Annotated in this window: 2 protein-coding genes; one reads left to right on the forward strand and one right to left on the reverse strand. The window is 52.3% G+C overall.

Going from position 1 to position 2,492, the window contains the following annotated elements; translation table 11 throughout:
- Window positions 1-662 precede the first annotated feature (662 nt).
- Window positions 663-1,463: an ATP-binding protein gene (locus OXH16_08650; protein ID MCY3681455.1), complete on the reverse strand. Its 801-nt coding sequence runs from the start codon at window positions 1,461-1,463 to the stop codon at window positions 663-665.
- A 377-nt stretch (window positions 1,464-1,840) separates the two neighbouring features.
- Here OXH16_08650 and OXH16_08655 point away from each other — a divergent pair.
- The coding region (locus OXH16_08655) for an AAA family ATPase (protein MCY3681456.1) at window positions 1,841-2,492 on the forward strand (652 nt) is incomplete at its 3' end.

Here is a 2,492-nt window from a genome sequence, read left to right on the forward strand (position 1 = left end):
CTTTGTTATCTCGTCTACGTCAGGGGCCTGTTTGAGGGCCAAGGTGAATATGTTTCCATTTACGAACGCGGCGATTTCTGGTTCCTGGGCGGGGCCTCGCAAAAGGTAGCTGTTCGCGCTCGTGCCCGATGCTGGAAGTTTCCGATAGACAAGCAAGGGGAAGAAAAGTGAATCGGTTCGTTCTCTGATTTACGGTGCTGTTCACGGCTGCTTGGCTGGTCGCAGGGCTGCCCGTGGCAGAGTTGCCGCCGGAGATTGTGGCTGATCAATGCAATGACCAATAATCTTGGTATTCTTGATGGTGTCTTTTATTGGGATAATTGGATAACCAGCAACGAACTGTGGGCGGGATACTGGGTACATTATCGTAGTTTTGCCATCAGCGGCAAGCTGGACGAGGAGATCGTGAGAGCGGCATACAAGTCCTACAAGAAAGTGGTTGGAAAAACGGCTGTTTGTAGCCTGAATACAAGCTCTTTATGGACAGGATTCGGAATTCGGCAACAGCATCGCTTCGTTGGAGAGTTTAGGGCTTGTGTATCAAGCCTATGATAGATGCAATTTTCATAAGCTATCGGTGCATGGTAAGCGATAGAAGAATGCCTGCGATGCGGATTATACCATCCTTCAATGTAAGAGAAGATAGCCAAGCGCGCTTCCTTTCAAGCTGAGGGTGGATCCCTCTCCAGCACCGGCAACCTCACCCTGAACATCGTCCCCACGCCTCGCTCGCTCTCCACGGAGACCTCCCCATCGTGATTGCGAACAATGGCGTAAATGATCGACAACCCCAAACCCGTGCCCCGGTCAGCATCTTTCGTCGTAAAAAAAGGCTCAAAAAGACGTTGTCGGGTCGTCTCATCCATCCCTACCCCGTTATCCTCTACCTCGATAACAACCGCATCGTCCTCAACGTGCGTTCGGATCCAGATCCGCTTGTCATAATCTGCATCTTCCACCTCGGTCCGCTCATTCACTGCATCCCGGGCATTTGACAGCAAATTGAGAACAACCTGCTCAAGCGGATGCGGATGTCCCCAGACCTCTGGGAGCGCGTTGGAAAGATCCAGCACCAGATCAACCCCGTGATGCTCGAACTGCGTCTGCATCCACTCCAAGCTGCTCTCGACCACCGCATTCACATCCATCGCTTCGCGCGGCTCTTCGGACACATCGCGGGAGAACACGCGCAGGTGATCGACGGTACCCGCCATCCGATCCACCACACCCCGAACATTCTCCATCATCTCCCTCAACTCGTCTGTCCCAAGCGGTATCCCCTCTATCAAACGCAGGCAAATATCACCGGCGGTTGTCTCGACGACCGTCAACGGCTGGTTGAGTTCGTGTGCCACACCCGCGGCCATCTGCCCCAGCGACACCAGCCGCGCGGACTGCAGGAGTTGCATTTCAAGCTCGCGTGCTTCCAGAGTTCGCGCAAGCTGCCCCGCGGTTTCATCCAAGAGCGCCCTCTCCTGCCCCTCTGTGAGTTCAATTCCGCAGTGGAGTTCCAACTCCCCCGCTCTTTTCCCGCAATAGAGATCGCCCGTGTATAGCTTCTCAGCCCATTCTGTATATCATCTCCAAATTCCCACTGCTGACCATCGAAAGAGACGCAGATGGCTGCGTTGGCCGAGCCATTCAGAACGGTCATGAGGCGCGATATATCTGTGTGAGATACTGACGCCCTTCACAATGATAACCCCATAGATGCCTGCCTGTTAGCAGATAGGTAGGCACAGAACAATGAAAAGTTTTGACTTCCAAATAGATAGCGAAAGCGGTATAATACTGTATCGAGCAGGGCGACCGTAAGGACATCACAATCTGGAGATAAGAGATGGGCATATCAGACAGACGCAAGCTGCCTATCGGCATTCAGACCTTTAGCAAAATTCGGGAGGAAAACTGCTACTATGTCGATAAAACAGCCCTCATTCAGCGACTGATGGACGAAGGCACACACTACTTTTTATCGCGTCCTCGTCGGTTTGGCAAAAGCCTATTTCTGGATACACTGAAGGAACTGTTTGAGGGCAATGAACCGCTGTTCGAGGGGCTATACATTCACGACCACTGGGACTGGTCTGTTCGCTATCCCGTCCTGCGCCTCGACTTTGGCAGCGGCAACTTTAATGAACCTGAGATCTTGCACAAAGAGGTTATGGCACAACTGGACGCTGTAGAAAAAGAAACAGGCGTAGAGAGCCACTACGATACTGCTTCCGCACGCTTTCGCCATATCATCCAGATGTTGCACAGGCAGGCGGGACAGCGAGTGGCTGTTCTCGTTGATGAATACGACAAACCGATCTTAGATGTGATAGATGAGCCTGAAGTCGCCCGTGCCAACCGCGATTTTCTGCGGGGTCTGTATTCGACGATCAAATCCAGTGATGCCCATATCAAGTTCACATTCCTCACGGGCGTCAGCAAATTCTCCAAAGTCAGCCTGTTCTCTGGCCTCAACAATCTTACAGACATCACCATTG

It is taken from the genome of Gemmatimonadota bacterium (genome assembly GCA_026705765.1).
Taxonomy (GTDB): Bacteria; Latescibacterota; UBA2968; order UBA2968; family UBA2968; genus VXRD01.